We start from the raw sequence: 25140 nt of genomic DNA, 5'->3' as shown, positions 1-25140 counted from the left end.
GTCAGCCCTTCAGGCCTGTGCTGGCCACTGATTGAACGAAATACTTTTGCGCGCCGATGAATACCAGCAGCATCGGCAGCAGGCTCATCACGTTGGCCGCCATCAGCAGCGGCCACTTCACGAAATGCGCGCCTTGGAAGTAGGTGAGCCCCAACGGAATCGTCATCTGATCGTGCGAGGTGATGACGATCAACGGCCACAGGAAGTCATTCCAGGACGTCAGGACTGTCAGTGCCGCCAGCGTCGACAGCGCGGGCAGCGACAGCGGCAACACGATCTTGAACAGCACGCCGATCCGGGAGGTACCGTCCACCCTGGCAGCTTCCTCCAATTCCACGGGGACAGTGAGGAAGAACTGCCGAAGGAAGAAGATGCCGAAGGCCGTCGCCAGGTTGGGCAGCATCAGCGCGCCGATGTGGTCGATGCCGAGCCCTGCCCAGACGTTTTCGCCGAACCATTTCACGATCAGGAACACCGGAATCATGGTTACCTGGAACGGCACCATCAGAGTGGCCATCAATGTCACGAAAAGCGCTCCGCGGCCGAGGAATCTGATCCGGGCGAACGCGTAACCGGCCAGGCTGCAGATGATCAGATTGCTGATCAGCACCACCAGTGTGACGACCGCGCTGTTGATGAAGAAGTGCCCGAACGGCGCCTCGGCCCATGCCTCGGAGTAGTTGTCGAATTTCGGGTGTTCGGGGAACAGAATCGGGGGAAAGTGGTTCGCCTCGCCCTGGGTCTCCAGCGACGTGATGAGCATCCACAGCAGTGGAACGATCAGAAGGAACGCGATGGGGACGAGTACGAGATGCCAGGCGGAGAAGGGAAGCCTGAAGGGCGGCCGGAACTGTCGACGGCCGCGCGGCGACTGTGCTTGCGGCTCGGTCATCTCGGCATCAGGGAGCTCGGTGGTGGTCATGAGTAGTGCACATATCGGCGGGCGACCCGGAACTGGACCGCGGTGACGATCAGAATGACGACGAACAGCGCATAGGCCATCGCCGCCGCATAGCCGGCGTCGAAATGGATGAAGGCTCGATCCCACAGGTAGTAGACGATCACCGTCGTGGCGCGCAGTGGACCGCCACGGGTGGTGACATAGACCTCGTCGAACAGCTGCAGTGCGTTGATCGTCAGCCAGACCAGCAGGAAGAGATTCGCCGGCCCGAGTAGCGGCACCGTGATGGTGCGAAACCGGGTGAACGCGCTGGCGCCGTCGATCGCGGCTGCCTCATGGAGCTCGGCTGGAACGCCTTGCAGCGCAGCCAGATAGACGATCACCGAGAAGCCCGTCCAGCCCCAGATCGTCATTGCCACGATCACGAACAGGGCCTGTGACGGCGAGGCCAGGAACGGCTGCGACGGGATGCCCACCGAGTTGAGTGCGGCGTTCACCAGGCCGTAATCCCGATCGGTCAGCCAGAGGAAGATGATGCCCTGAGAGATTGTCGACACGGCCATCGTGATGTACGCCGCGGTCCGGTACACCGAGATGAAGCGCACTGAGCGGTTCATCGCCGCGGCAACCAACAACCCGACGATCATGGTGCCTGGCACGAAGAGCGCCGTATAAATGATGGTGTTCTTGATCGACTGGGTGAACACGGGATCGTCGGCGAGCTTCCGGTAGTTGTCCAGCCCGACCCATGGCGTCTCCGGGGTGAGCAGATCGGAATGCTGGAACGACAGCTGTAGCGACATCAGCACCGGAAGCAGCCCGAAGACACCGATGAGGATTACCGCCGGACTGGCCAGCACCCACCCCGTCACGCTCTCCGAGTCGCCGAAGCGGCGGAGGAACGATGGCTGGGTTGGCATAGTGTGCTCTACTTTCCGGCCAGCGCGTCGTCGGTGGCCTGCGCTGCTTTGCCCAAGGCGTCCGCTGGCTGCGCCTCACCGAGCATGACGGACATGATCGCCTGACCCAGGGCTTCGGAGATGTCCGGGTACTGCTCGACGGTGGGCCTGACGGTTTTCACGTTGGACAGATTCTCGACGAAAGTGGCGCTGCCGGGCAGTTTCTGGTTGAGCTGGTCGAGCACCGACTTGTCCTGGCCGACCGAGAGGCGGGTGGGCAGGTCGCCGGTGGCCAACGAGAAGGACTTGACCTGCTCAGGCGCGGTCAGCCATTTCACGAAGTCGATGGCCGCTTGCTTTTTCTTGTCGCCGTTGTCGAACACCACCCAGTTGTCGGGCCCGGAGATCGTCTGGTGCGCGCCGCTCGAGCCGGCGAAGGTGGGCATGATCTGCACGCCGTACTCGATATCCGACAGCGACGCCAGGTCCCACGGCCCGGTGACCAGCATGCCGATCTTGCCGCTGTTCATCAGCTTGGGGCCGTTCTCGTTCGTGGTGTCGAGGTACAGCGACTTGTCGTTGACCGCCATCTGCTGCAGCACGGTCAGCGCCTTGATGCCTGCTTCAGAATTGAACGCCGCCTTGGTGTTGTCGGAGTTGAGGATGCTCCCGCCGGCCTCCCACAGCATCGGCAGGTAATGCCAGACGGTGTCCTCGCTGCCGTCGGCGGGAATCAGCCAGCCGTACTGGCCCTTTGATGCATCGGTCAGCTTGGCAGCGGCGGAGCGGAAGTCGTCCCAGGTCCAGGTTGGCGTCGGCGGTTCGATGCCGGCGTCGGCGAACAGCTTCTTGTTGTAGACGATCGCCAGGTTGTCGACCAGGGCGGGCACGCCGACGATCTTGTCGCCCACGGTGGCCGCGGTCCGCTCGGACTGATAGAAGTCGTCCCATTTCCAGTCGGGGTCGGATACTTCCTTGGCCATGTCGACCACCTGCGGGATCTTGGCGATGTTCGGCGACCACGAGCCGAACATGTAGGCCACGTCCGGTGCGCTGTTCCCGCGGACAGCGGTCAGCACCTTCTGTAATACCTGATCGTTGCTGGAGTACAGCTCCGAGACCTCGACGTCGGTGTGCTCCTTGTTGTACTGCGCGATCAAGGCCTTGAAGGCGTCACCCTCGGTGTCCTGGTAGCCGTGCCACACCACGATCTTGGTGGGCCCGCTGGACTCGGAGGAGCTACCTCCTCCACCGCACGCGGCGAGGATGAAGGCGAGAACTGCTACCGCTGCGGTCCACAGACGTGTGTGAGTCACTGTTGGTACTCCTCTACTGAACGGTCCGAGCCGGATGGAGCGTTACGCATATGTTCACAGTATTTACATAAACGAGCAACAGATAGTGCGCATTCGCGCAATCAGCGGGCGAGTACGACCGAGCGCGTCAGGCCGCGGGGCTGGTCGGGGTCGAGTCCGCGGGCATCGGCCACCGCGACGGCGCAGCGCTGAGCCTGGACGAGTTGCGCAAGGGGATCGATATCGCTGGTGACGACCGTCGCGCCGGTGGCCTGCACCTGCGCGACCAGCCCGGGAGGCGGCGTGCCGAACATCCAGACCAGGCTGTTCGGCCCCGCCACCGCGATCGGGCCGTGGCGGTAATCCATTGCCGGATAGGACTCGCTCCACGCCTGCGCGGCCTCGCGCATCTTCAGCGCCGCCTCGTAGGCGAGGCCGATCGACCAGCTCGTCCCGAGGTACACGAAGTGCTCGAAGGCAGTGGGTTCGACCGGCAGTTCGTCGGTAACCGCGCGCTCACCCTCGGCCACCACCCGGGTCAGGTCCTCGCCCAGGCCGTGTCGCAGCAGTGCCAGAGAGGTGGTGGGGAAACGTGTTTGTACGACGCTGGCCTCGTCGGCGAAATCGATGAGGACCTCGTGATCGACCAATGCCGACAACGGACCGCCGCCGACCGCAGTCAAGACGACCTTTGTCTCTGCGTCGATCTGGGGGAGGGCATCGACGATCTCGGTGGTGGTACCGGATCGGGTCAGCGCGATCACGGTGTCGTAGCGGCGGGTGAGCGGCACTTCGGAGCCGTAGGCCCAGTCGGTCTCGCCGTAGCCGGCCTGCTCACGCAGGGCGGCATAGGCCATCGCGACGAACGCCGATGTGCCGCAGCCGATCACCAGCATCCGCCGGCCGTGGGCGGACAGTTCCGCCGGGACTGGGTTGCTGGCTACCTGCTGCCAAAGCGCTGGCTGGGACTGGATCTCGATGGTTGTCGCCGACATGCGACTCATTATGCGCATAAGTGCGCATAATGAGCAAGAGTACGCAAGTAAAAACGCGTACTTGGTCGCCTTAGAGCTGGGCCGGGGCCCGTAACGCCTCCGGGAGGAGGTTTCCGTGCGCGATGGTCAGGTCGGCGCAGAGCTGCCAGATCTCGTCGAGCGTCAGGGTCGCCGCCGTATTGGGGTCGACCATTGCCGCAGCCGGTACCAGGCGGGGATCGCCGTCGACGGCGGCCCGCACAGCGAGGTCGACCGGTCCCAGGAATGACCGGTTGAGCGCGGCGCACTGCGGCGGCAGATCGCCGAACTTGATCGGATGGGCGCCGAGGGTGTCCACGAGCGTCGGCACTTCCACGGCCACTCCGTCGGGCAGATTGGTGATCAGGCCGTCGTTGACCACGTTGGCCGAGATCACCCGGGCGGTATCGGTTTCCATCGAGTGGATCACCTGAGGTGCGTACTCGGTGGAGCTGGCGTCGATGGCGAGGGTGTCGGAGTGTGTGAGCTCGGCGCGAACCCGCGCATACTCCGCCAGGTTCTCCTCGCTGATCCCGACATACTCCCCGACGTTGAGCCGCAGTCGCTCGACCTCCCCGGGGTGGCGCAGGTACCACGGCACGTACTCGCTGGAGTGCTCGCTGGTCTCGGTCGGGTAGAAGCCGATGCGCCGGTACATATCCACGCGGACGCGCCGACGTAGCTCCGGATCGGCGGCGATGCGCTCGTCCAGCAGTGGATACAGGTTCTGACCGGCGCGTTCCCACCGAAGTACCCAGGCCTGGTGGTTGACCCCCGCTGACCAGTAGACGACCTCCTCGAAGGGGACCCCGATCAACTCGCACAACCCGACCATCGTCCAGTGCACGGAATGGCACAGGCCCAGCACCTTGAGCTGCGGGGCAACGTGGTGCAGGTAACTGATGTTCATCGCCATCGGGTTGGTGTAGTTGAGCAGCCACGCGTCAGGACACACCTGGCTCATGTCCGCGGCGATCCCGGCCAGTACCGGGAAGGTTCGCAGACCGCGGAAGATGCCGCCGATGCCGATCGTGTCCCCGATGGTCTGGTGCAGCCCGAAGCGCTCGGGGATCTCGAAGTCCCGCACGGTGGCGTCGTGCATACCGACCTGGATCGTGTTGATCACGTAATCGGCACCGTCGAGCGCCCGCCGGCGATCGGTCGCGGTGATGATTTCGGGGCGGGCCCCCGCGGCCCTGGCAGTGGCGTGAGCGATCGCCTCGGCCGTTTCCAGCCGTTCGGCGTCGATATCGTGCAGAACCACCCGGACCGACGCCAACTCGGGGAAGGAGAAAATGTCCCCGAGGAGTTCGCGGGTGAACACGGCACTGCCGGCTCCGATGATGACGATTGTGGGTTTCATCGTTGAAGTATTGCGCATTTTGCGCAGATCGCTCAATAGTGTGCAAATATGAGCAGCATGGGGCCGCCGGACGTGTTGGTGATCGGGGATGCCAACCCGGATCTGTTGCTGACCGGCGATGTGGTCCCGCGGTTCGGTCAGGTCGAGAAGCTGGTGGACTCCGCCGACCTGGTGCTGGGCGGATCGGCGGCCATCGCCGCCTGTGGCCTGGCCCGTCTCGGCGTGCCGACCGCCCTGGCCGCAGTAGTGGGCGATGACCTGTTCGGGGAGTTCGTTCGCGCGGAACTGACGATGGCGGGCGTCGACACCCGCTGGCTCAGAACCGATCCGGGGGCGGCGACCGCGCTGAGTGTCGTGCTCTCGGCCGGGGACCGGGCGATCCTGACGTTGCCCGGCGCGTTGGCCGGCACCGGAGCCGACATCGTCGATACCGATCTGTTGAGTCGGGTCCGTCACGTGCACAGCGCGTCGATGTTCCTGCTGCCGCTGCTGGCGCCGCACCTACCCGAGATCTTCACCGCCGCGCGCTCCGGCGGTGCCACCACCTCGCTGGACACCAATTGGGATCCAGCCGGATTGTGGCTGGGCGCGTTGGAGTTGGTCGAGCACTCCGACGTCGTATTCCCCAATGCCGCAGAGCTTCTCGAGATGACTCACGCTGCGGACCTCGACGCTGCCGCCGCGACTATCCTCGCCCTTGGCTGTCGCGTCGCACTCAAGGACGGGGCCAGCGGCGGCGTGCTGTGGGACGGACAGACGGTGAGCCGGGTGGCTGCTCCGTCGATCGACGTCGTCGACACCACCGGTGCCGGCGACTCTTTCGATGCCGGTTTCATCAGCGGCATGATCGAAGGTCTTTCTGGCCCAACATGTCTCGAACGGGCCGTGCGGTGCGGAAGCCTGTCCACCCGATCGGTGGGCGGGATAGCAGCACAGGCCAGACGCGCAGACCTGGGTTGAGTCGCGCTAGCCGCGAGCTTCGTGACGCCGGGTGTCCATCACGAAACACGCCATGCTGCCAGCGAAACTGATGACCGCGATGAACCCGCCGAAGGCGGCGAATGCCACCTGCCCCAATGACAGTGCGGCCAGGCTGATCGCCAGGGCAATGACGGCCAAGACGCTGAGGAAGAGGCCGAAGCCGCTGGCGGCTTCGCCGCTGGACGAGGTGGTGGCAGGGGCAGCTGCGGGAGCCGTGGTGACCATGCACCGCTTAATACCCAGGCCATTCCCGACTCAAACGGTGTGCTGCGGCATCATCATGAGATGGCCACCAAGACCGTCCTGTGCTTTGGCGATTCCCTCACGTGGGGCTGGATTCCGACCGACGCGGGTTCGCCCACCCAGCGATATCCGCGCAGTATCCGGTGGACCGGCGTGTTGGCCGACGACCTCGGCGACGACTACCTGGTCATCGAGGAGGGGCTCAGTGCTCGCACCACCAACGTCGACGATCCCACGGATCCGCGCCTCAACGGTGCCGACTACCTACCAGCGGCGTTGGCGAGTCACCTGCCGCTTGACCTGGCGATCCTGATGCTCGGCACCAACGACACCAAGGCGTACTTCGGACGCACTCCTTTCGACATCGCCACCGGGATGTCGATCCTGGCCGTTCAGGTGCTCACGGCCGCCGGTGGGATCGGCACCACGTATCCGGCGCCGAAGCTGTTGGTGGTGGCGCCGCCGCCACTGGGGGAGATGCCCGACCCCTGGTTTCAGCTGCTGTTCGAGGGCGGCCACGAGAAGTCCGCGGCGCTGGCTGACACATACCGGGCAATGACGGCATTCTTCAAGGTGCCGTTCTTCGACGCAGGCTCGGTGATCAGTACCGACGGTGCCGACGGCATCCACTTCTCCGAGCAGAACAACCGTGACCTCGGGGCGGCACTGGCCGGTCAGGTTCGTCGGCTACTGGCCTGACCCCGGTCGGATCCGACGGGGCAGTCCGAGGGAAGTCGTCGCTGTTCTGGGAGGATCGGCCTGTGCCGACCAAGAGGGACTACACCGCACCTGAATTCGATCGTTCGGCGTTGGTGCTCATCGACGTACAGAATGATTTCGTCGACGGAGCATCCCCGGTGGAGGGGACAGCCGAGCGCATCGACACCATGGCCCAGCTAGCCGCCATCTTCCGTGCAGCCGGCCGGCCGATCGTCCACATCGTGCGGCTCTACCTGCCAGGGGGAAGTGATGTCGACCTGCCCCGACGCGCAGCTATTGAGGCCGGGGGCCGGGTTGCTGCCCCAAACACCCACGGGGCCAACATCCCCGAACCCCTCCTTCCGAACGCAGAGGGTGATCTGGACTTCGAACTGCTGCTCGCCGGGAGTCCCCAGCACCTCGGGGCGGACGAGGTTGTCATGTTCAAGCCACGCTGGTCGGCGTTCTACCGCACCAAACTCGACGACCACCTACGGGAGAGGGGGGTCACCACGATCATTCTTGCCGGGTGCAACCTCCCCAACTGCCCACGCGCCACGCTGTTCGACGCCTCTGAGCGGGACTACCGAGCCGTTCTCGTCACCGATGCCACCTCACAGGTGACAGCACAACGATTAAGCGATCTCCAGCTGATCGGTATCCACCTAGCCACGACGTCCGAGGTTCGAGACGGGTTCGAGGGCAGTGGCAGTGTGACGCTCACACCGTCGGGGAACCCGGGTATCCGAGACAAGAGCTGATCGAGGCCTGGTCAAAGCAGGTTCTGGCTGCTGTCACATCCGGCCTGGGAGCCGTCTCGTGGATGAGTGCCTTGCGGTGACGTCTCGCAAGGGGCGTTGCTCAAAAATGGTCGATTGTTGCTAAAACTTCTCTTAACAGGTTATTAGTCGTGACTCGCAAGTACCTTAAGTTAGCCGATTAGCGTCAGTGCCAGGTTGAGCTGACAGCGACGTGCCAGCCACTTCAGCTGCACAATCGAAACGAGGGTACCTATGAGCGTTATCGCTACCACCTCAGCTTCAGGCGCCAAATTCCGGTACGGCAACCCCGTATTCGATTGCAACGGCGCCCAATTGCGGGCACAGTGCCGTCAGCTGGCGACGGTGGTCACCCTCACCGGCCGCGTCGACTCGGCGAACATCGACGCCGTCAGTCAGCAGGCCCGCCGGTTCATTCTCGCGGAGAAGCCGTTCGTCCTCGATATGAGCGGCGTGAATTCCTGTGGCGCACTGGCCATTCCATTCTTGCGCACGGTTGACGAGCAGTGCCGGGTGGCCGGCGTGGAATGGGCACTGATCCCTAGCGCAGCGCTGACCCGACGTTTACGTGACGACGAGTTCGTCACCACGCCGTCGGTGCCGGACGCCATGGAGCACTTCGCCGATGAACTGCACACCCGGCGTAGGTTGTTGCCGCTGTTGGCCAAGACGGCCTAAACGGGTCAGCGAGTTCTCAGTCGTCGCCGGTCGGGATGGTCGCGGTGAGCGTGGTGCCGCCACCGGTCGGGCTGGCGATCCGTAACCGACCCGAGAGCGCTTCTACCCGATCCTTCAACCCGATCAGGCCGGAGCCGCCACCGGACACGGCGCCACCGACCCCGTCATCGCTGACCGCCAGGTGCAGCTCGCATTCGCGGATCGCGACCCGCACCGACACCTCGGTGGCCTCGGCATATTTGGCCGCGTTCGTCAGCGCTTCCGCCACCACGTAGTAGGCGGCCACCTCGATGGATTCCGCCAGCCGCCGGTCGATGTCGAGGTCGAGCCGCACCGGGACGGACGACCGCCGGGCGAGCGTCTTGATCGCCGGGGCCAGCCCACCCTTGGACAGAATTGCCGGGTGCAGGCCCCGCGAGAGCGTCTGCAGGTCGGTGTACAGGCCGCCGAGCCCGTCGACGGCGTGCGTCAGTCCCTCGCTCAATGTGTCGAGTTCAGGTGGCACCGACGACTGCAGCGTGCGCAGTTCGAGACCGAGCGAGACGATCCGCTGCTGTGCGCCGTCATGAAGGTCGCGTTCGAACCGGCGACGGGCCTGATCGGAGGCGGCGACGATCCGGGCCCGTGACGCCGTGAGCTCGCTGCGGGTCTCGGCGTTCGCAATGGCGGTGGCCACCAGATCCGCGAAATCGCCGACCCGGGTCTCGGTGTCGGGAGGCATCGCGTTCGGGAGGGCTGAACCGATCAGCAGCGCACCCCTGACCTGACCGTCGACGATGACGGGGGCGCCGACCCCCGACCGCAGCCCGAGCGGCTGCAGGCGTCCGGCGATCTGACCGTCGACGTCGCCGTAGTCGTCGATACGGGCGGGTTTGGCGGTCCGGTATATCCGCGTCGAGAGGCTGTCGCCCGCGAGCGGAAACGGCTCGCCGACAGGAAAATGCTGCACCCCTTCGCGACTCTCGTGGGCAGCCAACACCGTGCAGTGGTCGTCGGGCTGGTAGCTCACCAGCGTGACGTGCTCCGCGCCAAGGCCGTCGGCCAGTTCTGCGACGGCGGCCGGGTACACCACTTTCGTGTCGGCGCCCCTGGCTACCAGCGTGGCCACCCGGCGCAACGCGGTCTGCTGTCTGGCCAGCGCACTGACCTGGGCGTGGCTGACCTCCACTTCGCGTTGGGCGGCGCGAAGTTTCTGTTCGCGCTCACACGCCGCGGCCAACAGCGCCTCCAGTGCGGGGATCATCCGGTGCAGCCGCCGGGCGGTTGATCTATCCACATCGGTGGGGATCAACAGCGTTCCGATCGGGGCGTCGCCGTCGTGCAACGCGATGGCCGAGGTGCCCGGCTCCGCGGGAACCTCACCGAGCCGCAGGGCGGCGACCGACAGGTTCAGTACGTGTGCCATCCGTCGGCCGGCATCCTCGAGCGCACGCGGCAGGTCACCGGCGCGCAGCATCACCCGCGCCAGGGTGGCCGCCAGATCCGCTTCGCGGCGGCGCTGTTCGGCCTCCTCGGCGCGCAGTCGCGCCTGGCCGGCCAGAAGATTGGCCAGCAGTGCGACGGGTAGGAAGACGAACAGTGCCGGGGCCAGGCTGTCACTGCCCTCAAGATGGATATAGACGTACACGGCGGCGCTGGCGATCGAGGTGGCGACGGCCAACCCGAAACCCCAGCCGGCCGAGATGACCAGCACACCCAACAAGAAGATGGCGCCGAACGCATTGTCGGGGGCGACGCGCTTGAGCTGGTGGACGATCACGACTTCGGCGGCGATGAACGAGATCGCCACGACGATGCCCCACCCGACCGGCCGGGCGGTCGGCCGCAACAACAGCGCCAGAAATCGGTTGGACAGTTCGGGCACGCGCTGATGGTAGAGCGATCGGGGGCTTCGGGGCACGGGCGCACGTCCAATCGGGGGAAAGTTCCGGCTAGCGGTAATGCCAAGGGCCTGGCCGCTCTGCCAAGCTCGAAGAGTGTTCAGTTCCGAGGTGTTCCGATGCGCTGCCTGATCGTCGATGACAGCGCCGCGTTCCGCGACGCCGCGAGCACCATGCTCGAGCGCGCGGGGATCTCGGTGGTCGGAATGGCCTGCAACACCGCGGAGGCGTTGGACTGCGTTCGCGATCTGCGGCCCGATGTGACCCTGGTGGATATCGACCTCGGCGCTGAAAGCGGTTTCGATGTCGCGGAGGAACTCCACCTGGCCGGCACGCCCGCTCCACCGGTCATCCTCATCTCGACCCACGATGAAGACGATCTGGTCGACATGATCTCGGCCAGTTCCGCGTTGGGCTTCCTGCCCAAATTCGCGCTGTCGCCTGACGCGATCCGCGCTCTGGTCAGCGGCTCTCGAGGTACATGATCACCGCTCGGACGCGTCGGTGATCGTCGCCGGCCTCCGGGAGATTGAGTTTCGTCAGGATGCTGCGGACATGCTTCTCGACGGTGCCTTCGGTGACCCAGATGCGTTTGCCGATACCCGCGTTGGACAGGCCTTCCGCCATCAGCGTGAGGACCTCGCTCTCGCGGGTGCTCAGCGCCGCCAGCGGATCGTCGCGCCTGCGGGCCGAGACCAGTTCCTGGACCAGCGCTGGATCGACCACCGATGCACCACCTGCGATCCGCGTCAGGGTGTCGACGAAATCCGTGACGTCGGTGACCCGATTCTTCAGGAGATAACCGATGGACCGGCCGCCGGCCAGCAGTTCCATCGCGTGATCGACGTCGATATGGCTCGACAGCACCAGGATGGCGATATCGGGCAGTTCCTGCCTGATCACCTTGGCGGCGTCGAGGCCTTCGGTGCTGTGATCCGGTGGCATCCGGATATCGACCACCACCATTTGCGGGGTCAGTTCACGGGCGAGGGCGAGCAGCTCGGTGGCATCCCCGGCCTGCCCGACGACCTCGAAACCGGATCGCCCGAGCAGGCTTGCCAGGCCTTCCCGAAGCAGGACGTCGTCGTCGGCGATCACCACCCGGACCGGGTCAGTCATTGCGGAGACGCTACCTGAATGCCCGGGTGTACTGCGGTGGGTGCTGCAGTGTCGCGCCGAGGTGGTCGGCGGCCTGCCGGAACCACGACGGGTTGCGAAGCAGTTCCCTGGCCAGGAACACCGCGTCGGCCTGTTCGCCGACGATGATGTCCTCGGCCTGGTCGGGTTCGGTGATCATCCCGACCGCAGCGGTCGGGATCTCGGCCTCCTTGCGGACCCGCGCCGCGAACGGGACCTGGTAACCGGGTCCGACCGGAATCTTCGCGTCGGGCGCGGAACCGCCGGTCGAGACGTCCATCAAGTCGACTCCGAGTGTTTTCAGGCGCACCGCCAGTTCCACCGTGTCGTCGACGGTCCAGCCGGGTCGGGCATCGTCGGTGTCACCGCCGAGCCAGTCGGTGGCCGAGACACGGAAGAACAGCGGCAGCTCCGCCGGCCAGCTCCGGCGCACGGCGGTGACGACGTCGAGGGCGAACCGGAATCGGTTCTCCTGCGAGCCGCCGTAGGCATCCGTGCGGGTGTTGGAGTGCGGCGAGAGGAACTGGTGGATGAGATATCCATGCGCACCGTGTAATTCGAGCACCTTGAAGCCGGCTGCCGCAGCCAGCCGGGCCGACTCGGCGAAGGATTCGACGATGGCCGCGATTTCGGTGGCGCTCAGCTCGACCGGGCTGGGTAACCGGCCGAACGGCACCGCGCTGGCTCCGACGGTCGCCCAGCGGTCGCCCGCTTCCGCCCACGGCCGGCCCGTCGAGCCCTTGCGGCCAGCGTGCACGAGCTGGATGCCCGGCACCGACCCCTGGCCGGCGATGAATTCGGTGATCCGGCGAAAAGCGTTTGCCTGCTGGTCATTCCATAGTCCCAGATCGTAGACACTGCTGCGGCCGACCGGGTCGACGGCGGTGGCCTCGGTCATCACCAGGGCAGCGCCGGCGACCGCCCGCGAACCCAGGTGCTGCACGTGCCAGTCGGTGGGCGACCCGGCGTCGTCGCCATCGGGTACCGCCGCGAACTGCATCATCGGTGACATCCACGCGCGATGGGCGAAGGTGACCTCACGCAGGGTCAACGGAGTGAACAGGTGTGCCATCGCTAGCTTTCCTTCCCGAGGTAAGCGCGAGCTGCAGCGATCAGCGCATCCCGGCCAGGACCATGTTCGACGGCGAAGCGGGCGGGTTCCGTCTCGGCCATGTCGAACGGGTAATCGCTGCCGCAGACCACCTTTCCTGTGCCCGCCACCTCGCAGAGCAGCTTGAGCTGATCCGACCCGTGGGTGACGGTGTCGAAATACAGTTCGGCGAATATTTCCTGCGGTGGCCGGGTGGTGGCACGCCGGACATCCTTGCGCATGGTCCAGCCGTGGGTCCAGCGCCCCAGAAGTCCTGGCGCACAACCGCCACCGTGTACGAAGCAGATCCGCAGACCTGGCAGGGAATCCTTGATACCGCTCAGTATCAGCGAGGCGATGGCCGTCGTCGACTCGACCGGGTTGCCGATGAGATTGGTCAGGTAGTACTGCGACCATTCCGGGCGGGGGAGTTGCATCGGGTGCACCAGTACCGCCAGGTCGAGCCGTGCGGCCTCGGTGAGGACATGGCGTAACGCCGGTCCGTCGAGGGTCTGCCCGTTGGCCAGCGGTGGTATCGCCACGCCGGCGATCCCCTCGGTCCCGGCCAGCGCCGTCATCTGCGCGGTGACCGATGCCTGGTCGGACAGAGTGACCATCCCCAGCCCGAGCAGCGCGCCGTCGGCGCCGGCCACCACCGTGCTCAGGGCGCTATTGAACTCCGCGACATACGAGTCGGCCTCGGTGCCGGACTCCAGCGGAAATGCGAACGGCGGCGCCGAGAGGACCCGGACCCCGACGTCGGCGCGGCGCATGTCGTCGAGGATCGCCGGCACATCGCTCATCGAACTGGTGGTGATCGACAGCGGGATATCCCCCAGGTAGAGCTCGCCGTCGCGGTCGTGCATGACGCCGTGCGGTCCCGTGCCGGGAAGATCGAACAGCTCCCGAGGTAACCAGTGCGCGTGCACGTCGATCACGCCGGGATTGAGGTTTTCGGTGATCACGAAGCTCGGTTCCCGTCGATCGGCAGGGGGGAGTTCGGGCTGTCGAGGTGCTCCACCGTGGTGAAGACGAGCTCGTTGTCTCCGATGTTCTCGATATCGTGCAGCAGGTATTCGCCTGGCCCGAAATGGAAGTGGCGGGTCTCGCCGGCCTGATAGGACACCTCACGCACGGTACCGTCATGCGTGTGCTGACGGCTGCTGCCGGCGTTGATCGCGGTCCAGAAGTAATCGAGTACATGGCGGTGGGCGTGCCAGCGTTCGCCGGGAGCCAACCGGATCTCCCAGACCCTGACCCGGGAATTCTCGCTGAGCAGCCGGGAGCCGACCTCGCCGTCGTGGGCGTGCTCGGCGAACTCCGTCTTGAGCCACTCCGGCCAGGTCTCGAAATCGGAGGCGACCAGTTCACCTGCGAGTGGAAGATCGGTCAGAAAGCTGTTGTCGGTCATGATGTTTCCTTTCGGTGCGGAGAGGTTGACTAGTGGCCTGGCCCGTACAGGCCGAACCGGAGGTCGGGATCACCCGGTGTCCAGGTGTTGGTGAACTGGGACCGCTCGCCCATCGCGACGACGCGCCGCAGCAGCGAATCGCTCAGTTGCAACTGCGCCGGTTCCCATTTGGTCAGGGCGGCCGCGATATCCCCGCCGGCCTCCTGCAGTGCGGCGGCCAGCGCCCAGCCGTCGGCGGCGGCCTTGGCCGTCCCCGCCGCCGCGTGCGGCCGGGCGGCGCAGGCGGCGTCACCGATCAACGCGACGCGGCCCACCGCCATCTTCGAGGATCGGACATCGGCCAGCACCTGTAGATAGGGCTTTTCGGTCGCGGTGACCACCTCGGCCACCGCAGGAGCGAGCAACTCGGCCGCGGCGGCCTTCATCTCGGCCACATAGCGATCCTGGACCTGTCCGGGGTGCACGGACACCGCACCGGGAAAGCCGCGCTTGTCGATGAGCATCTCGGTGAGCTCCGGCCCGGCGGGCACATTGCGGTACCAGACGTAGTTCATCAGCCGGTCCTGCAGCTCGAGGCCGGTTTCACCGGGGATCGGGTACATGGTGATGTGGGAGTTCGGGATGACGTCGTAGGTGATTGCATCGTGCAGGATGTCCTGGGTGGCCGGATCGAGATCGCGCAGCGGGAACGTGCCGCGCCAGCCGATGTAGCCGGCGTACCGCAGACCGGCGTCGGCGTCGAACCGTTCTCGGACCACCGACGTCACACCGTCGGCGAATACCACCAGGTCGGCGGATTCCGTTCGGCCGCTGACGAACCGGACCGTGGCGCGGTCGGCGTCCTGGCTGAAACCGCAGGCGTATTCGCCGTAGTGGTAGTGCTCGGTCCCGAAATCGGCCAACAGTGCGCGATAGAACGTGCCCCACGAGGTGTAGGTCCAGGTGCATTCCTCGCGGTAGACCAGATCACCGGACCGGTCGAGGTACTGGACGTACTTGGTGGAGGTGCTGAGGTCGGCGAGGTCCTGGGTGCTGCGCTCGCTGAACCAACGGACGGTATCGGGTTGCAGGACGATCCCGCTGCCCCGGCCGTCGAGTGCGTTCGGTGTGCGTTCGTAGACGTCGACGGTGAATCCGAGCTCGCGCAACAACAGTGCCGCGGTCAGGCCGCCGATGGAACCGCCGACGACGATCGCGCTGGCGTGGGAGTAGTCGCTCATGAGGGGCTCTTCTCGATGGTGGGGTCGGACGGAAGTGGTTCACCGCGGGTCTCTTTGGCGAAGGCCAGCCCGACGGCGGCGATCAGGCCGAGCGCCGCGATCGACGCGGTGGCCAGGCCGAGGTTGCCGTCGAACCACGAGGTGGCGATTGCGGCGGCGGCCAGCGGCCCCATCGCGGTCACGTAGCGGCCGACGCTGTTGCAGACCGCCAGCGCGGTGGCCCGGACGCTGGGCGGAAACAGTTCCGGGGCGTAGATGAACGTCCCCGACAGCGCGCCGAACAACCCGAAGCCAAGGAACGGCATGGCGATCAGGAATTCGGCATAGCCACGATCGAACGGGAAGGTCCAGGCGATCGCGGCGGCGGACACCGCGAAGCTCAGCAGGAAGGACTTGCGCCGGCCGATCGCGTCGGCCAGGAAGCCCCACGAGGCATACCCGATGATGCCGCCCGCGTTGAACAGCATCGCGGCCATCGCCACCCGGTGATCGGCGACGGCGTGGGGGAGTTGTTCGCCTGCGGTGATCTGGCGCAGGATCTGGGGGTACCAGGTGGTGACGCTCCAGAAGGCGATCAGCGCGCCGGTGGCCAGTGCGGTGCAGACCAACATCGGGCGAAGCAGTGGTGGTTCGATCAGCCGCCGCAGGACGAAGCGATCTTGAGAGCCACTGGTGCCCAATCGTTTCCGCTCCCGGCGTGCCTCCATGTGGGCGCCGATCTCGGGTGGCTCGGGGACGTAGCGGCGGATGAACCAGACCAGCAGCGCGGGCAGGCCGGCCAGCGCCAGCATGATGCGCCAGCCGTGGCTGCCGAGCAGGGCGTACACCGCGGCCGCGGCGAAGAAACCGGCGGCGTAACCCGACATCATGATCCCGCCCGCCCTGGCCCGGAACCGGTTGCGCCAGGTTTCGGCGATCAACGCCGCGCCGACGGGCGCTTCGACACCGGAGCCGAGGCCGGCGATGAACCGCAGAATGCCCAGCTGCCACCACGTGTCGGCGAAGGCTGCGAGTGCGCTGAACACCGCGTAGGTCAGGATGCCGACGGAGAGCACTCTGGTGCGGCCGAAATAGTCGGCGAGTACGCCGAACAGGATTCCGCCGGTAGCCCAGCCGATCAGGAACAGCGCGACCGTCAGGCCGCCGTAGAAGCCGATCGTCGCGGGCTCGGCCTGTATGCCGCTGTTGGGCAGCAGTTCACCCATCGCGGGTCCGAGGACCAGGGTGTAGAGGCTGCCGGCGAAGCCGTCGAGCCCCCAGCCCAGGGTGGTGCCGGCCAGGACGAGCCACTGGACCCGGCTGATCTCGCCGCGCCAGCCGGTGCGGCCCCCGGTGACCGGTGTTCTGAGTGTCATGCGAAATCCCTTTCTGGACAACTGGGTCAGTTCAGTCGGCCTTGGCCCGCGCCGCCGTACCAGTCGACGGGTTCGGCGGCCGTGCGCACGACGATGGTCTTGATCCACGAGAAGTCGTCGAAGGACTCGGTACCGGCGTCTTTACCGATCCCGGATTCCTTCACCCCGCCCCACGGCAGCGACGGCTCGAGCCGGTGGTGGTCGTTGATCCAGACCATCCCGGCGACGATGCGGGACGCCACCCGGTGCGCCCGGCCGACATCGGTGGTCCAGACGCCGGCGCCGAGGCCGTACCGGTTGTCGTTGGCCATCCGCACGGCGTCGTGTTCATCGTCAAACGGGATGACGACTGCGACCGGGCCGAAGATCTCCTGCAGCGCAACGGTCATTTGCATATCGGCATCGGCGAGGACGGTCGGCTCGAGAAAGAAGCCGTCCTGCAACGTATCCGGGAGTTCGGGAATCCCGCCGCCGGCGGCCAGTCGCGCGCCTTCGGCGACTCCGGTCTCGATGAGATCGCGTACTTTGTCGCGCTGGCGGGCGCTGATCAAAGGGCCCATCTGGGTGTCGGGCCGGGTTGGGTCACCGACCCGGATTGCGGTGGCGCGAACGGTGAGCGCGGCGACGAAGGCGTCGTAGATCCCGCGCTGCACCAGGAAGCGGGACCCGGCCACACAGGATTGGCCTGCGGCGACGAATGCAGCGAAGGCGGCGCCCTCGGCGGCGGCGGTGGGGTCGACATCGTCGAAGACGACGACCGGAGTCTTACCGCCGAGTTCGGCTGTCACCCTGGCGAATCGGGCCGCAGTGGCCAGCGCGGCGGCGCGGCCGGCCTCGGTGCCGCCGGTCAGGGTGATCTTGGCGATGTCCGGGTGCTGGGTGAGTCGGATCCCGGCGTCGCGGCCGCCGGTGACCACGTGGACGACACCGTCGGGCAGGCCGGCTTCGGTCATGATGTCGAGCAGTGCGAGCGTGGTCAGCGGAGTCATCTCGGAGGGCTTGACGACGACGGTGTTGCCGTTGGCCAGTGCCGCGGACAGGCTGCGCGCGAGGATCAGCAGCGGATGGTTGAACGGCGTGATGATGCCGCACACGCCCAGCGGCAACCGCTGCTGGTACGTCAAGTAGGGGCCGTCGCCGGGCAGGACCGCCTGGCGCTGGGCGGCCAGCAGGCCGGCGTTGTAGCGGAACCACTCGGGCACCCGGGACAGCTGGGCGCGGGTTTCGGTGATCGGCCTGCCGTTGTTGAGCGCTTCGAGCGTGTACAGCTTTTCCGACGCTCCTTCGATGGCGTCTGCGATCCGCAGCAGCAGCCGCGCCCGCTCGCTGCGGACCATCGCCGGCCAGGGGCCACTTTCGAAGGCGGTGAGTGCGCCGGCCACGGCGGCGTCGACGGCATCGGCACCCAGTTCGGGAACGACGGCGATTTCCGCACCGGTGGCGGGGTTGATGATGCTCCGGGTTTCGGTGGGTGCGTGCAGTTCGGCACCGTTGGCGACCTGTGTCATAGCTATGAGTGTCGTCACACCCACAGCGACGTTCAATGTCTGAACAACCACTGTTATCCCATAACCATGTATCTGCTGACATGTGGCGTGGAAGAGTGAGTAGGTGACCTCAGTGGATACCGGCCGGCAGCCGGGTGCGGAGCTGCTGACATGGCTGACTGCGCTGCGTGCCCTCAGCGCCGCGGCCACCTCGGAGAACGACCTGCAACAGGTACTCGACCTGGTGGCCGATACCGCCAGGACACTGCTGGGATTCGATTTCTGCGGGGTGCTGACCCCCGATGCGGCCGGCGAGAGCCTGGTGATCACGGGTTGGAGCGGGCTGTCCGCCCTGTACGTAGACCGGGTGAACACCGACCGGCCAGTCCGTCTGGACAGCGGGTCGCCGTCGAGCCAGGCGTTCCACAGCGGCAAGCCGGTCGCCTTCCGTGACATCACCGCCGAGCCCGAGTTCACCCCATGGGGTGGTGTCGCGCGCGAGCAGGGGTACCGCGCGATCGTCTGCGTGCCACTGGTCGCCGGCGACGAGATCCTGGGCACGCTCAACGGCTACTACTCGCCGGTGCACACGTTCACCGGTTATGAGATCGAACGGTTGACCCTGCTGGCGAACCACGCGGCCATCGCCCTGACATCGGCGCACCGGCTCGACCAACTCCGCCAGCTCAACGAGTCGCTGCGCGAACAGCGGGACGCGTTGACGCGGTCCGAGCAGATTCACGAACGTCTACTCGGGGTGACGCTCCGTTCGGGCGGTCTCGACGGTATCGCGGCGGTCTTGGCCGAGCTGATCGGCAGGCCCGTCCTCATCGACGATTCCCGCAACGTTGTTCTCGCCAAGGCCGGCAATGACGGCGAACTGCCCGATGCGGCGTGGCGGGCGGCGGCGAACATCGCCGCGCCGCAGTCCTCGGCGCCGGTCCCGGTGGGCAGCGCCGCCGACCCCACCCGGCGGTTCAGCGTGGCGATCGCCAAGCTCAGCGATGATGTCGCCGCTCGAATCTGGTTCCCCGCCAGGGATACTGACCTCGATCCGGTGGCGGTGCGGGCCGTCGAGCATGCATCCATCGTGATATCGCTGGAATTGCTCCGGATCGGGACCGCCGTCGAAGTCGAGCATCGGTTACGCGGTGAACTGTTGGCCGATCTGCTCGGTAGCGGCGCGGTGATCTCCGAACAAGTACTGCAGCGCGCGCACCGCCTCGGACACGATCTGAGCCGACCGCACGTCGCGATCGTCGGGGCGCTGAGCGTGTCCGGCGAACCGGCCGAGACCCGGCTCTACCAACGGTCGCTGTCCCTGGTCGGTGACCTGGTGGCGCCCTACCAGCCGCGCCCGCTGGCCGCGATGCACCGCGGCAATATCGTCACGCTGTGGCCGATCACCGACGAGTCGCACGAATCAGGTTCTGCCGCAGCCGATCTGGTGCAACGCGCGATCGGCGCGGTGTCCAGGACGGTCGATGCCACGGTGGCCGTTTCGGCGCAGGCGGCGGATACGGCGACCTCCTACGGTGAGGTGTACCGGACCGCGAAGGGCGCGCTCGACATCGCCGTGCGGGCCGGTCGCACGAATACCGTTGTGGAGCTGGGTGATCTGGGGGTGCTCGGGCTGCTGTTGCAACTCGAGGACCCGGCCCAACTGGTGGCCTTCGCCCGGCGCACCCTCGGTCCGGTGCTCGACTACGACGACCTGCATCACACCGACCTCGTGCAGACCTTACGGACCTACTTCGCGTCGCGGCACGACCGGAATCGGGCGGCGGGCAGGCTGCACATCCACCCGAACACCGTCACGCAACGGTTGCGCCGCATCGAACAACTCTGCTCCGCAGATCTGGCCGATCCCGCGGTGACGCTGCAGTTCAGCGCGGCCCTGACGGTGCAGGATGTCGCTTCGCTGAACTAGGCCAATCGAGCTCCGGTGTTCAGCCGAACATTCACGACGCAGATGTATGTCTCGGCGAACATTGTGGTTGCGTCCCCGGCGGCGCAAGGTGATCCGCATCAGTGACAGCGATCACAACTGCGATGAAAGCGGGAGCGGCCTCGTGCGTTTCAGGCAACCAAATTACCTGTTCAAGGCGGTGATGTCGGTGGTGACACTGGTCGCCCTCATCGCCGGTACGACAGGGTGCAGCGCCGGGCTTGGTGGCCCCGCCTCGTCCCGGGCCGCCAGGGACGGGGTCATCCGGTTCACCTTCGCGCCCGACCCGATCTGGGACTTCATGAACGACGAAGGCATCGTCGAGGACTTCGAACGCGACACGGGGATCACCATCGAGACGTCCGCCACCTGGGACGAATTCGGGCTTTTCGCCGGCGGGCACGCCGACATCATCTCCACGGCATCGTTCGAGGTGCCCGGTCTGGAGGAGCAGACCGAACGGGAGACGGTCATCATCGGCCGCTACAACACCGAGCGCAGCCGGATCATGGTCCGGGCCGGTGACCCGGCGACCTCGGCCGCCGACCTCAAGGGCAAGAAGCTCGGGGTCTTCACGACCGTCTCCGGAACGCTGGTCTGGAGCGCACTGGTCAAGCAGATGCACGAGATGGATCTCACCGGCGGCGACGTCGACCTGGTGGTGGCCGATATTCAGAATCTGTCCGGGCTGTTGGCGCGCGGCGAGATCGATGCCTGCATCTGCTACCCGGACCTGTCGGTGAACGAACTGCGTCAGGGCAGCGTCCGACCGCTCTACGACGGTAAATCCTCGGCCGACCTGTTCGCTGAGTACAACGCACCGGGCCATGACGGTCCGATGGGCAATGTCTTTGTGGCTCGCAAGGATTGGGCCGAGACTCACCCGCGTGAGGTGTCGGCGTTCCTCGACCTGTGGGATCGCGGCCTGGCCGAGTGGCAGGCTCACCGCGACGAGATCATCGAGCGTTACCCGCAACACTTCGCCGTCGCCACCGACGAGGACGTCGCTTTCATCAAGTCCTATATCGACGAGCACGACTGGGTGGTCGACGAAGTGCGTTTCGACCGGAAGTGGGCCGACGACGAGGCCTCCATCTTCGACCTGATGCGGCAGACCCACGTCATCGGCGACGGCGTGGCCGACCCACGATTCCTGCCCACCGAGAGGACCAACTGATGAGTACGGGCACGCTGCCCTCCGAAGTTGCTGCACCGCAGCCTGTTCCGTCGCCGAAGCGGCGTAACGAACATGCGGTCCGGCGGGTGGTCTCGCTGGCCGCACTGACAGCGGCCGTGCTGGCGTGGGCCGCGGCCGCCGCCATCGTCGACGACAACATCGTGCCCCGACCGCTGGAGGTCTTCACCCGGGTCGTCGACATCGTCATGACCGGGGAGGCGGTCGGTAACTTTGCCACCACCCTGGCCAAGATCGGAGCCGGTTTCGCCATCGCGGTGCTCGCCGGGCTGCCGTTCGGATTCTTGATGGGCCGAAGCGATTTCATGAATTCGTACCTTTCGCTGCCCATGTTCGTCCTCGGCAACGTGCCCGGCCTCACCTACGCCGTCTTCGCGCTGGTGATCTTCGGGGTCGGTCCAGCCGGACCGATTGTGGTCTCGGCGCTGGTCGCGGTTCCGTTCATCGCGATCAACGTGGCCGAAGGAGTGCGATCGGTCGACGGCGGCCTGCTGCGGATGTGCACGGCCTTCGAACGGACGCCGCGCGACGTGTTGCGCCACGTGTATCTCCCCGCGGTGAGCGCGTTCGTCCTGGTCGGTGTCCGGTACGGATTCGCGATGGCCTGGAAGGTCGAGGCGCTGACCGAGGTGTTCGGCGCGCAGAACGGCGTCGGCTTCATGATCCGCAAGGCCTATCAGGAGTTCCAGGTCGACGACATGCTCGCGTGGACCTTGCTCTTCGTGGTCGTGATGATCCTGATCGAGCGCGGGTTGGTCTCCCTTGAACACCGTCTCTTCGCGTGGAGAAAGGAACTGGTATGACAATCATCGCTACCCGCCGTCGGAGCACGGCCATGCTCACCTCCGGCGTGGCCTGGTCGACATCGGTGGTGACGATGCTGGCGCTGTGGCAACTCGCCGTGGTGTTCGGGCACCGGGTGCCCTCGCTGGCCGACACCTTCGGCCGGCTGGGATCGGAGAGTGCGAACGGCGAACTCCTGCCCAACCTGGCTGTCAGCATGAACCGGTTCGTGCTCGGCCTGGTGGCCGCGCTGGTGGTCGGTGCGGTCCTCGGGGTGGCGATGGGCCTGTCCCACGTGGCGGACTACGCGCTGACCGACCTGACGATGGCGGGCCTGGCGATCCCGGCCGTCATCTGGGCGTTGTTGACCACCATGTGGTTTGGCTTCGGCTGGCTCACTCCGGTGACAACGGTGTTCCTGTCCGGTGTGCCGTTCGTCATCGTCAACATCGCGAAGGCGGTCCGCGCGATTCCAGCGGAAACCATCCTGATGGCCCGCGCCTTCGGCGTCGGTCGGCTCGGGGTGCTGAGACAGATCATCGCCCCCGCGGTGGCCGGCTCGACGATCGCCGCGGTGCGGTTCGCGATCATGAGTGCCTGGAACGGGCTACTGCTGGCCGAATGGTTCGGCTCCACCTCCGGAGTCGGCTGGCGGGCACGGTACTGGTATGACGCCAACCAACTCGACGGCTTCCTCGCCTGGGTACTGCTGTTCATCGCGTTCCTGATCATCGTCAACCAGGCGCTCGGCCTGCTGGAGAAGCACGTAACCCGTTGGCGTCAAGCCTGATCCCTGCGCCGAACCCCATCTACTGAAAGGATTCCACCATGGCCTCCATTGTCATCGACGGACTCGTCAAGACCTATCACGACGCCCGGGGTAACCAGACTCGGGTGCTCGACGGGATCGACCTCACCATCGAAGGTGAGCAGTTCGTGTCCATCGTCGGCCCATCGGGCAGCGGCAAAAGCACACTGCTCAACATCGTCGCGGGTATCGAACCGCATTCCGGCGGCTCCGTTGCACTTCGCGGCGATGACCCGGCCGGACCAAAAGCGCACGTGGGTTATGTGTTTCAGGATCCCCGGCTGTTGCCGTGGCGCACCGTGATGCAGAATCTCGGGTTTGTCCAGCGCGAGCGCAGCGGCTGGGAGGCACGGGCCAGGCACTACCTGGATCTGGTCGGGCTGGCGCATGTCGGGGACCGGTACCCGTCGCAGCTCTCCGGTGGACAGCAGCAGCGGATCGGCATCGCGCGTGCCTTCGCCGTCGAACCCGACGTACTGCTGATGGACGAGCCCTTCAGCCACCTCGACGCCATGACGTCACGCAACCTGCGCGAGCATCTGGAGCGGATCTGGCTGGAGTCCCGCCGCACCGTGATGTTCGTGACACACGATGTCACCGAGGCTGTCCAGCTGTCCGACCGGATCGTGGTGCTGGCCCCTGGCGGGCGCATCCACGAAACCATCGAGGTGGACCTGCCCCGGCCGCGGCGCGCATCCGACCCCGATGTCGCGCTGATGCAGGCGGAGGTGCTGGCCCGCTTCGAAACCCTGGAAGCGGCGGCAGCGTGACCAAAGCACTGGTGATCGGCGGTTCGGTGGGCGGTCTCGCGGCCGCCCACGAACTCCGGACCATCGGCGCCGACGTCGCGGTCTACGAGCGCTCCGTCGACCGCACCCAACCGCGCGGCGCGGGGATCGTCATGCAGCCCGAGGTCGAGGAACTCCTCGCCCGCCTGGGTATCTCGGTCCCATCGGTCAGCGTCGAACTGCAGGAGCGGCAACAACTGCACCACGACGGCAGGACCACCCGCTATCGGGCCCCGCAGTGGATGACCGCATGGGACACGCTGTTTCACGCGTTTCGCACGCCGCTGTCCGACGCCTGCTATCGGCTCGACAGCTCGCTGCAGCAGGTGGTGGTCGACAGCGACCACGTGACCGCCACGTTCGCGGATGGTTCCAGCGCACGCGGTGACTTCCTGGTGGGTGCGGACGGCGTGGGGTCCACCACCAGGACACTGTTGGGCATCCCGGGGTACATCACCTACAGCGGTTACGTCGCATTCCGTGGACTCGAGCCCGAATCGGGGCTGCCTGACGAGCTCCGCGAGCTGCTGGCCGAGCGGTTCACCCTCTTCGGTGTGCCGGGGATGCAGATGCTCTGCTATCTCGTTCCCGGTGCGGACGGCCAACTCGACCGGGGCGCCCGTCGGGTGAACTGGGTCTGGTACGTCAATACCCCTGCCAGCGCCGTCGCGACGTTGCTGACCGGTACGTCGGGGCGACAGTTCGAGAACTTCCTGCCGCCCGGTGAGCTCACGGCGGAGAACAGTTCTGCTCTGGTTGACTTGGCGCGGGAGGCGTTGCCTCCCCAATTCGGGGCCCTGGTACAGCATTCGACGGTGTTCCTGCAGCCGGTCTTCGACCGCGCACCGGCGGCGATGGTCGCCGGCCGGGCCGCCCTGATCGGGGATGCGGCAGGCACCGTCCGGCCCCATACCGCGTCGGGGACTTCGAAAGCACTCGGGGACGCCGCCGCCCTGGCACACGCGTTGGCGCGTTGGTCGCCGGGCGACGACCTCCCGGTGCGACTGCTGGAGCACTTCGAGCACCAGCGGCTGAGCCACCTGATCGGGGTGGCCCGTTCGGGGGTCAGGATGGCGGCCCAGTCCCGGCTCGGTAACACCGGACCGGACTTCCTCACCCGGCTGGCACTTCCGGCTGGCAGGTCGTAGTGCTGGCAGGTAGTAGTGCTGGCAGGTAGTGGTGCTGGC

General features: G+C 66.1%; 25 protein-coding genes. 11 read left to right on the top strand and 14 right to left on the bottom strand.

Annotated elements, in window-relative coordinates; genetic code table 11:
• Position 1 precedes the first annotated feature (1 nt).
• The 5 genes from H7J73_RS25140 to melA all read right to left on the bottom strand — a co-directional run bounded on the left by H7J73_RS25140 (position 2) and on the right by melA (position 5471).
• Positions 2-922: a carbohydrate ABC transporter permease gene (locus H7J73_RS25140; RefSeq protein WP_264070460.1), complete on the bottom strand. Its 921-nt coding sequence runs from the start codon at positions 920-922 to the stop codon at positions 2-4.
• A complete protein-coding gene (locus tag H7J73_RS25135; protein WP_264070459.1) occupies positions 919-1821 on the bottom strand; it encodes a carbohydrate ABC transporter permease in 903 nt (300 codons plus the stop codon). Before H7J73_RS25135 ends, H7J73_RS25140 begins: the two co-directional genes overlap by 4 nt.
• Positions 1822-1829: 8 nt before the next feature.
• On the bottom strand, positions 1830-3116 hold the full coding sequence (locus H7J73_RS25130; protein WP_264070458.1) for an ABC transporter substrate-binding protein: 1287 nt from the start codon (positions 3114-3116) through the stop codon (positions 1830-1832).
• Positions 3117-3217: 101 nt separating this feature from the next.
• On the bottom strand, positions 3218-4090 hold the full coding sequence (locus H7J73_RS25125) for an SIS domain-containing protein (RefSeq protein WP_264070457.1): 873 nt from the start codon (positions 4088-4090) through the stop codon (positions 3218-3220).
• Positions 4091-4160: 70 nt separating this feature from the next.
• On the bottom strand, positions 4161-5471 hold the full coding sequence (melA, locus tag H7J73_RS25120; RefSeq protein ID WP_264070456.1) for an alpha-galactosidase: 1311 nt from the start codon (positions 5469-5471) through the stop codon (positions 4161-4163).
• Between the two features lie 48 nt (positions 5472-5519).
• Between melA and H7J73_RS25115 the strand changes: the two genes are divergently transcribed.
• Positions 5520-6431, top strand: a complete 912-nt coding sequence (locus H7J73_RS25115; RefSeq protein WP_264070455.1) for a carbohydrate kinase family protein — start codon at positions 5520-5522, stop codon at positions 6429-6431.
• 6 nt (positions 6432-6437) lie between these two features.
• On the opposite strand, the gene H7J73_RS25110 is transcribed toward H7J73_RS25115, so the two are convergent.
• Positions 6438-6677, bottom strand: a complete 240-nt coding sequence (locus H7J73_RS25110; protein ID WP_264070454.1) for a hypothetical protein — start codon at positions 6675-6677, stop codon at positions 6438-6440.
• A 60-nt stretch (positions 6678-6737) separates the two neighbouring features.
• Between H7J73_RS25110 and H7J73_RS25105 the strand changes: the two genes are divergently transcribed.
• The 3 genes from H7J73_RS25105 to H7J73_RS25095 all read left to right on the top strand — a co-directional run bounded on the left by H7J73_RS25105 (position 6738) and on the right by H7J73_RS25095 (position 8851).
• A complete protein-coding gene (locus H7J73_RS25105; RefSeq protein ID WP_264070453.1) occupies positions 6738-7394 on the top strand; it encodes an SGNH/GDSL hydrolase family protein in 657 nt (218 codons plus the stop codon).
• Positions 7395-7456: 62 nt separating this feature from the next.
• Positions 7457-8155 carry a cysteine hydrolase family protein gene (locus tag H7J73_RS25100; RefSeq protein WP_264070451.1) on the top strand — a complete coding sequence of 233 codons (699 nt, stop codon included), beginning with the start codon at positions 7457-7459 and terminating at the stop codon, positions 8153-8155.
• A 252-nt stretch (positions 8156-8407) separates the two neighbouring features.
• Positions 8408-8851 carry an STAS domain-containing protein gene (locus H7J73_RS25095; protein ID WP_264070450.1) on the top strand — a complete coding sequence of 148 codons (444 nt, stop codon included), beginning with the start codon at positions 8408-8410 and terminating at the stop codon, positions 8849-8851.
• 16 nt (positions 8852-8867) lie between these two features.
• Here the strand turns inward: H7J73_RS25095 and H7J73_RS25090 are convergent, their stop codons facing one another.
• Positions 8868-10715 (bottom strand): GAF domain-containing sensor histidine kinase, encoded by a 1848-nt coding sequence (locus H7J73_RS25090; protein ID WP_435405578.1) that lies wholly within the window; start codon positions 10713-10715, stop codon positions 8868-8870.
• A 135-nt stretch (positions 10716-10850) separates the two neighbouring features.
• Between H7J73_RS25090 and H7J73_RS25085 the strand changes: the two genes are divergently transcribed.
• A complete protein-coding gene (locus H7J73_RS25085; protein ID WP_264070449.1) occupies positions 10851-11216 on the top strand; it encodes a response regulator in 366 nt (121 codons plus the stop codon).
• Here the strand turns inward: H7J73_RS25085 and H7J73_RS25080 are convergent.
• From H7J73_RS25080 to H7J73_RS25050, 7 genes are read right to left on the bottom strand one after another with little or no spacing between them, the layout of a single operon-like run.
• Positions 11194-11850 (bottom strand): response regulator, encoded by a 657-nt coding sequence (locus H7J73_RS25080; protein ID WP_264070448.1) that lies wholly within the window; start codon positions 11848-11850, stop codon positions 11194-11196. The two genes, H7J73_RS25085 and H7J73_RS25080, sit on opposite strands and share 23 nt — an antisense overlap.
• Positions 11851-11860: 10 nt before the next feature.
• Positions 11861-12940, bottom strand: a complete 1080-nt coding sequence (locus H7J73_RS25075; RefSeq protein ID WP_264070447.1) for an NADH:flavin oxidoreductase/NADH oxidase — start codon at positions 12938-12940, stop codon at positions 11861-11863.
• A 2-nt stretch (positions 12941-12942) separates the two neighbouring features.
• Positions 12943-13923, bottom strand: a complete 981-nt coding sequence (locus H7J73_RS25070; RefSeq protein ID WP_264070446.1) for an amidohydrolase family protein — start codon at positions 13921-13923, stop codon at positions 12943-12945.
• Complete coding sequence (locus tag H7J73_RS25065) at positions 13920-14369, bottom strand: cupin domain-containing protein (protein WP_264070445.1); 450 nt, start codon at positions 14367-14369, stop codon at positions 13920-13922. Before H7J73_RS25065 ends, H7J73_RS25070 begins: the two co-directional genes overlap by 4 nt.
• Before the next feature lie 29 nt (positions 14370-14398).
• Positions 14399-15589 carry an FAD binding domain-containing protein gene (locus H7J73_RS25060; protein WP_264070444.1) on the bottom strand — a complete coding sequence of 397 codons (1191 nt, stop codon included), beginning with the start codon at positions 15587-15589 and terminating at the stop codon, positions 14399-14401.
• On the bottom strand, positions 15586-16944 hold the full coding sequence (locus H7J73_RS25055; protein WP_264070443.1) for an MFS transporter: 1359 nt from the start codon (positions 16942-16944) through the stop codon (positions 15586-15588). Before H7J73_RS25055 ends, H7J73_RS25060 begins: the two co-directional genes overlap by 4 nt.
• Positions 16945-16970: 26 nt before the next feature.
• Positions 16971-18452 carry an aldehyde dehydrogenase family protein gene (locus tag H7J73_RS25050; protein WP_264070442.1) on the bottom strand — a complete coding sequence of 494 codons (1482 nt, stop codon included), beginning with the start codon at positions 18450-18452 and terminating at the stop codon, positions 16971-16973.
• A 103-nt stretch (positions 18453-18555) separates the two neighbouring features.
• Here H7J73_RS25050 and H7J73_RS25045 point away from each other — a divergent pair, with 103 nt between their 5' ends.
• The 6 genes from H7J73_RS25045 to H7J73_RS25020 all read left to right on the top strand — a co-directional run bounded on the left by H7J73_RS25045 (position 18556) and on the right by H7J73_RS25020 (position 25101).
• Positions 18556-20361 (top strand): helix-turn-helix domain-containing protein, encoded by a 1806-nt coding sequence (locus H7J73_RS25045; RefSeq protein ID WP_264070441.1) that lies wholly within the window; start codon positions 18556-18558, stop codon positions 20359-20361.
• Positions 20362-20503: 142 nt separating this feature from the next.
• Positions 20504-21556, top strand: a complete 1053-nt coding sequence (locus H7J73_RS25040; protein ID WP_264070440.1) for an ABC transporter substrate-binding protein — start codon at positions 20504-20506, stop codon at positions 21554-21556.
• Positions 21556-22377, top strand: coding sequence for an ABC transporter permease (locus tag H7J73_RS25035; RefSeq protein ID WP_264070439.1), 822 nt, complete (start codon positions 21556-21558; stop codon positions 22375-22377). The genes H7J73_RS25040 and H7J73_RS25035 overlap by 1 nt, the downstream gene beginning before the upstream one ends.
• Positions 22374-23147 carry an ABC transporter permease gene (locus tag H7J73_RS25030; protein WP_264070438.1) on the top strand — a complete coding sequence of 258 codons (774 nt, stop codon included), beginning with the start codon at positions 22374-22376 and terminating at the stop codon, positions 23145-23147. The genes H7J73_RS25035 and H7J73_RS25030 overlap by 4 nt, the downstream gene beginning before the upstream one ends.
• Positions 23148-23185: 38 nt before the next feature.
• A complete protein-coding gene (locus tag H7J73_RS25025; RefSeq protein WP_264070437.1) occupies positions 23186-23935 on the top strand; it encodes an ABC transporter ATP-binding protein in 750 nt (249 codons plus the stop codon).
• Positions 23932-25101, top strand: a complete 1170-nt coding sequence (locus tag H7J73_RS25020) for an FAD binding domain-containing protein (protein WP_264070436.1) — start codon at positions 23932-23934, stop codon at positions 25099-25101. Before H7J73_RS25025 ends, H7J73_RS25020 begins: the two co-directional genes overlap by 4 nt.
• Positions 25102-25140: the final 39 nt, after the last annotated feature.

This window comes from Mycolicibacterium komossense (assembly GCF_025822605.1).
In the GTDB taxonomy this organism is placed as follows: Bacteria; Actinomycetota; Actinomycetes; order Mycobacteriales; family Mycobacteriaceae; genus Mycobacterium; species Mycobacterium komossense.
This window is presented reverse-complemented; position numbering and strand designations above follow the sequence as displayed.